The organism is Kitasatospora sp. MBT63 (genome assembly GCF_000710465.2).
Classification (GTDB): Bacteria; Actinomycetota; Actinomycetes; order Streptomycetales; family Streptomycetaceae; genus Kitasatospora.
Genome location: NZ_JAIZ01000337.1, coordinates 1 through 7,560, shown reverse-complemented (window position 1 = coordinate 7,560; position 7,560 = coordinate 1). Strand labels below are relative to the sequence as shown.

At 76.5% G+C, this 7,560-nt stretch carries 4 protein-coding genes and 1 pseudogene; all 5 read left to right on the top strand.

The window, feature by feature from the left end:
• Nucleotides 1–335, top strand: a pseudogene (locus AA75_RS52155) (alpha-L-glutamate ligase); the annotation flags it as partial.
• Between the two features lie 125 nt (nt 336–460).
• Nucleotides 461–1,507 (top strand): DUF2278 family protein, encoded by a 1,047-nt coding sequence (locus AA75_RS20095; protein WP_033821512.1) that lies wholly within the window; start codon nt 461–463, stop codon nt 1,505–1,507.
• Nucleotides 1,508–1,665: 158 nt separating this feature from the next.
• Nucleotides 1,666–3,621: a glycoside hydrolase family 5 protein gene (locus AA75_RS20090; protein ID WP_033821511.1), complete on the top strand. Its 1,956-nt coding sequence runs from the start codon at nt 1,666–1,668 to the stop codon at nt 3,619–3,621.
• 275 nt (nt 3,622–3,896) lie between these two features.
• A complete protein-coding gene (locus AA75_RS20085) occupies nt 3,897–5,390 on the top strand; it encodes a glutamate synthase subunit beta (protein WP_033821510.1) in 1,494 nt (497 codons plus the stop codon).
• Nucleotides 5,391–5,612: 222 nt separating this feature from the next.
• The gene (locus tag AA75_RS20080) at nt 5,613–7,541 is read left to right on the top strand and encodes an FUSC family protein (protein WP_033821509.1); all 1,929 of its coding nucleotides are present in this window, start codon (nt 5,613–5,615) and stop codon (nt 7,539–7,541) included.
• Nucleotides 7,542–7,560: the final 19 nt, after the last annotated feature.

The window sequence follows — 7,560 nt, the reverse complement described above, 5'->3', positions numbered from 1 at the left end:
TCTGGGTGGTCGACGGCGAGCCCTTCGCCGAGCTGCGCCGCTCCGAGCTGGCGGACGGCGGCCCGCTGCCGCACCGCCGGGTGGAGCGGCTGCCCGCCGGGTACGCCGACCTGGCACTGGCGGTCGGCCGGACCTTCGGGCTCGACGTCTACGGCGTGGACGTGCTGGACGTGGCGGGCGGACCGCTGATCGTCGACGTCAACGCCTTCCCCGGCATCCGCGGGCAGCGGGGCGCCCCGGCGGCGCTGGCCGCGCTGGCCACCGAGGTCGCGGCCGGGCGCCGGCACCCGGCGCCCGGGCCGCGGGTCCCGGCGGGGCGTCAACCGGGGGCGTGAACCGGGGCGCAGAAGGTTCACCCGAACGTTGAGCCTCGGCAAGGTGCCGGGCGCGCCCAGCGGGGAAGGGCTCCTGACGACCCGCCGGGCGCAGCGCCCGGACGCCCCCGGACCGAGGACGACAGATGCCCCTGCAGCACTACGGTGTCCTGGCAGCCACCCTCGTCGCGAGACGCCGCGAAGGTGCCACCGACACCCCCCACTACCAGCTGCACCTGCGCGACGCCGGGGGCACCGACTACCGGGCCGCCGTCAACGTGCTCTCCGACCAGGCCCCGTCCGAGCTGCTCTTCGTGGTCGACGAGGACTTCCGGCACCCGCTCCTGGCGCAGCTCCCGGCGCCCGCGTCCGGCTGGCGCGAGCTGTCCGCGCAGGACGGCGGCGGGGGCCTGGACTTCGTCCGCGGCGGCCTGTTCGACCGCGCCGCGCTGCGGGTCCTGCCGCCGGAGCTGCCCGGCGAGGACAACGACCTCGCCGACCTGCTCGACCGCCACGTGCTGCGGGCGCTCGCCGACACCGCCGCCACGGTGTACGTCTTCGGGCAGCGCTGGCCCACCGAGGCGCACCTGCCGGACAAGGTCTTCGGCTTCCTGCCGGGCAACGGCGTGCACGACATCCACATGAACCAGGGCAACGACCCGGGCCACCGCCGGGACGACGGCGTCCGCCAGGACGGCGCGCTGCTGCTGCACATCCCGGCCGAGTCGCGCTGGGTCGCGGTCTTCCTCGCCTTCCAGTCCCAGTCCTGGCACACCGACGACACCACCGGCCACGCCCTGCCGGGCGTCCCCGACCCGCGCCCCGGCGACCCCGGACCGGCCGACCCCGGACCGGGCGCGCCCGGGCAGGCGCTGCGGATCCTGGCCGCGCTGGTCAACCCGGCGGGCCCGGACGGCCGGGCGGAGACGGTCACCGTGGTCAACGACTCCCCGGCCGCCGTCGACCTGGCGCACTGGCAGCTCGCCGACGCCCAGCACCGCCGGGTCGGCCTGCCGGCCCAGCGGCTCGAACCGGGTGCCACCCTCACCGTCCCCACCGGTGACGGCCTGCAGCTCGGCAACAAGGGCGGCCGGATCACCCTGCTCGACCCGGCCGGACACACCGTCCACGACGTCACCTACACCGCCCAGCAGGCCGCCCGGGAGGGCGCCGCGATCACCTTCCGGAGCTGATGCCGGCCCTGACCCCGGGTCGGTGGAGCGCGGCTTGCTGACGTTACGTCAACACCCTAGGCGCGGCGGGCCGGCGTGTGGATAATCGTCGCGTTACCTGCGGGTAGCCGAACGGAGATCATCACATTCCATCGTCACCCACCATCCCGGGGTCGGCCATGCTGAAACTCCTCACCCGTACGCTCGCCGTCCTCGCGGCGCTTGCCACCCTGATCGCCCTCCCCGGCGGCGCCGTGGGTGCCGCCGGGCCGGTGGGCGGGGCGGCGGCCGCCGACCGGTCGGTGCCGCTCACCGGTGCCGCCCTGGCGGCCTCCTGGACCGGCCCGCTCAGCACCAGCGGCCGGTACGTCGTCGACGCGACGGGCGGCCGCTTCAAGCTCCGCTCCGGCAACTGGGAGGGTGCCCAAGGCAGTTGGACCGGCAGCGGGGACATCGCCGACCCGGCCTCGCACGAGCACGGCGAGCCGTCGAACAGCATGCCGCTCGGCCTGGACCGCGCGCCGGTCGCCCGGATCCTCGCCGACTTCCACGCCCTGGGGATCAACAGCATCCGGCTGCCGTTCTCCAACGCCCTGATCCACGACACCACGCCGGTGCCCGACACCGCCGTCGCCGCCAACCCGCAGCTGCGCGGCAAGACCCCGCTGCAGGTCTTCGACGCGGTCGTCGCCGCGCTCACCGCGGACGGCTTCGCGGTCATCCTCAACGACCACACCACCACCGCCCGCTGGTGCTGCGGCCTGGACGGCAACGAACGCTGGAACAGCGGCCAGTCCACCGAACAGTGGATCGCCGACTGGGTGTTCATGGCCGAGCGCTACCGCGCCGACAAGCGGGTGGTCGGCGCCGACCTGCGCAACGAGGTCCGCCGCGACACCTGGGACGACCCCAACTGGGGCTGGGGCGACGCCCACGACGAGTACGCCGCCTTCGAAGCCGCCGGAAACCGGATCCTGCAGACCGACCCCGATCTGCTGATCGTGATGGAGGGCATCAACTGGCAGGGCATCCCGCTCGACGGCCTGCCGCACGGCCGGCCGATGCTCACCGCGGTGCAGAACCTCTCCAACACCCTGATCCGCTCCGACAAGCTGGTCTACGCGGCGCACTTCTACGCCTACACCGGCCCCAACCACAGCGGTGCCACCGGCCTCGGCGAGACCCACGACCCGCGCTACCAGGACCTCACCCCCGCCCAGCTCGCCCAGGTGGTCGACCAGGAGGCCCTGTTCGTCACCCGCACCGGGCAGCACTTCACCGCACCCGTGTGGATCAGCGAGTTCGGCGCGGGCGGCCGTGGCTCCACCGACCCCAAGGAACAGGCCTGGTTCCACACCTTCACCGACATCCTGCTGGCCGCCGACGCCGACTTCGCGATCTGGCCGCTGGTCGGCTGGACCCGCGACGGCGCACCGCTGGACAGCTGGGCGCTGCTCTCGTACGACCCGAACGGCGCCAGGCTCGGCATCGACGATCCCGGGGACTGGCGGGCCGCCGACTGGCACCGGCTGGTCGGCACCCCCGGCCGCAGCGGGCCGGTGGCGCCCACCCCGCGCTGGAACATGCTCGACCTCGACCACGCCGACCAGGACACCTCGGCCCGGATGCTGGCCCTCCCCGACTGGGACCGCGGCGCCCGCAAGGGCAGCTGCCCCGACACCCAGCGGCTGACCGGCCTCGGCCGCAGCGACGGCCGCGGCCTGTGCACCGACGCCGGCGGCCCCGCCCGCACCGGCTCGGCGTACCAGGTGGTCTCCGACGAGCGGTACGTGACCGGCGGTGACTGGGCGCCCGGCTACAACAAGCTGCAGTGCCCCGACGGCACCTTCGCCACCGGGTACAGCGTGCGCGGCAGCGCGATGGGCTCGCTGCTGTGCGCCACCGCCGCGTCCGCACTGCCCACCGGCGGCCGGCTCGTCTGGTTCGACCACGGAGACAACCGGCCCGCCACCGGCGGCTCCACCGGCAGCGACTGGGCACCCGGCTACTACAAGGGGCAGTGCGCCGACGACGAGTACCTGGCCGGCGTCGCCTATACCTGGCGCTGGGTCCACGGCGGCGTCCCGGACGTGCTGCTCTGCCGCCCGCTCGCGGCCGGCGCCCGCAGCCGCTGACCGCGCCGTCACCGGCCCGTCACCGGCCCCGCCGACCGGCAGCCGCCGGCCCCGCGCGGGGCCGGCGGCCGAGCCCTCGAAGAGCCACCCGAACGGACGTATGGTGGCTGGACACGCCGCGTACGACCCGACCGTCTGCCCGGCGCAGCTTGGGACCGGCCTGACGCGCCCCTCATCCCGTCCGGCCACAGCGCGGACCACGTCCGGCCGGGGCGCAGCCCCCGCCCGGGCGAGGGCGCAGGACACGGGATCAGCGCGGACGACGGAGGCGGCCGATGGCCGATCCGAAGGCATTCCTCACCACCCCGCGCACTCTGCGCGAACGCCGCGCACCGCGGGAGCGGGTCCAGGACTGGGCCGAGGTGAACGCCGAACGGGGACTGCTGCCGATCGTCGGCGGCCAGGCCGACCGCTGCATGGACTGCGGCATCCCGTTCTGCCACCGGGCCTGCCCGCTCGGCAACCTCATCCCGGACTGGAACGTCCTGGTGTCGCACGCCGACTGGGAGAGCGCCGCCAACCGCCTGCACGCCACCAACAACTTCCCCGAGTTCACCGGCCGGCTCTGCCCCGCCCCCTGCGAGAGCGCCTGCGTGCTCGCCGTCGCCGGCGGCGACGCGGTCACCATCAAGAACGTCGAGGCCGCCATCGCCGACCAGGCCTGGGCCCTCGGCCTGGCCGCCCCACGCCCGCCCGAGTACCTCTCCGGGCGCACCGTCGCCGTGGTCGGCTCCGGCCCGGCCGGCCTGGCCGCCGCCCAGCAGCTCACCCGGGCCGGCCACCAGACCACCGTCTACGAGCGGGCCGACCGGCTCGGCGGACTGCTGCGCTACGGCATCCCCTCCTTCCGGCTGGAGAAGCACCACCTGGACCGGCGGATCGACCAGCTGCGCGCCGAGGGCACCCTGTTCCGCACCGGCGTCGAGATCGGCACCGACCTGACCGCCGCCGACCTGCGGGCCCGCCACGACGCGGTGGTGGTCGCGGTCGGTGCGACCGCCTGGCGCGAGCTGCCGGTCCCGGGCCGGGAGCTGGCGGGCGTCCACCAGGCCATGGAGTACCTGCCGCTGGCCAACCGGGTGGTCGAGGGCGACCTCGCCGACTCACCGCTGTCCGCGGCCGGCCGGCAGGTGGTGATCGTCGGCGGCGGCGACACTGCCGCCGACTGCCTCGGCACGGCACTGCGCCAGCACGCCGCCCGGGTCACCCAGCTCGACATCAACCCGCAGCCCGGCGACGCCCGCTCCGCCGCCCAGCCCTGGCCGGTCCACCCCAAGGTCCACCGGCTGACCGCCTCGCACGAGGAGGCGGTGGCCCTGTCCGGCGACCCGCGCATCTACTCCGCCGTCACCGTCAGCTTCGAGAGCGACCGGCTCGGCCGGGTCCGCGCCCTGCGGCTGGCCGAGGCCGAACCGGCCGACCGCCGCCCCCGCCCCGGCACCGGCCGGACCCTCCCGGCCGAGCTGGTGCTGCTCGCCCTGGGCTTCCGCGGCCCGCAGCCCGACAGCCCGCTGATCGGCCAGCTCGGCCTCACCCTCGACGCGGACGGCCGGCTGGCCAGGGACCGCGGCTACGCCGCCGGGCCGGACGGGGTCTTCGTGGCAGGCGACGCGGGCCGAGGCCAGTCGCTGATCGTCTGGGCCATCGCCGAGGGCCGCTCGGTCGCCGCCGCCGTTGACCGCTACCTCACCGGCTCCACCGCCCTCCCGGACCCGGTGGCCGCCACCGACCGCCCGATCGCCGCCACCGACACCCCGCCCGACCGCTGACGCCCGCGGCGCCGGGAGCGGGTGCCGTTCGGGTCGTGCCCGGGGTGCGTGGCCCTGGTGGTTGACCCGTCCCCTGGCGGGCCCGCGCGGCCGCTGACGGCCGCCGCGGAGCGGTCCCGCGCGGACCAGTCCGGGCCGTCATGCGCGCGTAACCGGCCCGCATCAGCGGCGACAACCGGCCCGGTTAGGCTCGAGCGGCAGCACCCGGACGCGAGGAGGACCGTGCCCCGAGCAGAGCGCCGCCGCACACCCGACTGGCTGGCCCACCCGCTGCGCTGGCAGCGCGGCCCCGTCCCGTGGAGCGCGATGGCCCGCGGCGCCCTCGGCATGGGACCGCTGCTCGGCGCCGGACTGGCCGCCGGCCGTCCCGAGGTGGGACTGCTCGCCGGACTCGGTGCGCTCTTCGCCGGGATCAACGACCGGTCCGGTACCCGACGGGTGGCCGCCGTCCAGGCCGGCGTACCCGCCCTCGGCGGCGCGCTCGGCCTGCTGCTCGGCTTCGCGACCGGCTGGTGGGCGCTGCCGCTGCTGCTGACGGTCGGACTGCTCTGTGGCGCCGCCAGCGTCGCCGGTCCGGTCTGCTCGGCGGCCGCCCTGCAACTGCTGGTCCTCACCGCGGTCGGCAGCGGCATGTCGATCGCGCTGCCCGGCTGGACCAGAGCGGCCTGGTTCCTCGCGGGAGCCGGCTGGCTGATGCTGCTGCGCCTGCTCTCCACCGTGCGCCCCGGGCGCCCGGCGGCCGGCGAACGCCTCGCGGTGGCCGCCGTCTTCGACGCCCTCGCCGACGCGCTGGACGCAGTCGGCACCCCCGCCGCCGAACCCGCCCGCCGCCGCCTGACGGCCGCCCTCGACCGGGCCGACCAGGCCCTGCGGCTGCGCCGCGTGCTCCCGCTGCCGGCCCGGGCCGCCACCCGTACCGAGGTGGCCACGCTGGCCGCCCGGCTGGCCGCCGCGGCCGCCCTGTGCGAGGCGAGCGTCGCCCTGCTCTGGGAGGGCGAGCGGCTGCCGGAGCGGATCCCCACCGGCCCCCGCCGCCTGGCCGCCGCCGTCCGCGCGGGCAGGAACCCCGGTGTCCTGCCCGCCCCGAACTCCGACACCCCGGCCCGGACCGCCTTCGACCGGGCCGTGCTGCAGGCCGGTCTGGTCTTCGCCGGCACACCCGCTCCCGACCGCCCGACCCCGCGCCGGGGACCGCGCGGCATCCACCCGGCGAGCCCGGCAGGCCGCGAGTACGGCGCCCGGGTTGCCGTCTGCGTCACCGCCAGTACGGCCGCCGCCCTGCTGCTCCACACCGAGCACTGGTTCTGGCTGCCGGCCACCGCCGCGTTCCTGGTCAAACCCGACTTCGGGCCGCTGTTCTCGCGGGTCGTCAACCGCTTCGCCGGCACCGCGCTCGGGGTGGTGCTGTTCGCCGCGCTGACCGCCGCCACCGACCGGCCCTGGCTGCCCGTGGCGACCGTCGCCGTGGCCGGAGCCCTGCTGCCGCTCGCCGCCCGGCACTTCGCCCTGCAGACCGCCGCGGTGACCGTCACCGTCCTGGCCTTCGTCTCCGCCGCCGGTGACCGCCAGGCCGCCGTCTCCCGGCTCGCCGACACGGCACTGGCCTGCGCCATCGTCCTGCTCGCCGGCCATCTGCCGAGGCTCACCGACACCCGGGCCCGGGTCGGCCACCGCTCGGCGCAGGCCCTGCGCCGCACCCGCAGCTACCTCGACCACGTCCTGACCGACGCCCCCGGTCCGCAGACCCGCACCGAGCTGCGCCGCTCCGCCTACCACGCGCTCGCGGAGGCCAGGACCGCGGCCGAGGGCGCCGCCGCGGAGCTCACCGCCGGGCCCGCTCTCGACTGGCTGAAGGTCACCGAGGGCGCCGAGCGGATCGCCGACGCCGCCACGGCCTGCGCCGTCCGGATCGAACACGGCTCCCCGCGGCCGGCCGGCCCGGCGGCCCGTCAGGTCACCGCGGCCCTCGACGCGATGGCCGACGCCCTGGAGAACGGCGCCCGGCACCCCACCTCCGCCCCCGACGCCGCCGCCCCCGACGCCGCAGCCCCCGGAGCCCACGGCCCGGCCCTCACCGGACCGGACTGCCGCACCCTGGACGACATCCTCACCGAGCTCCACCGCATCCGGACCCTCGCCACCGCGGCCTGACCACCACCCCCGCCCCCGG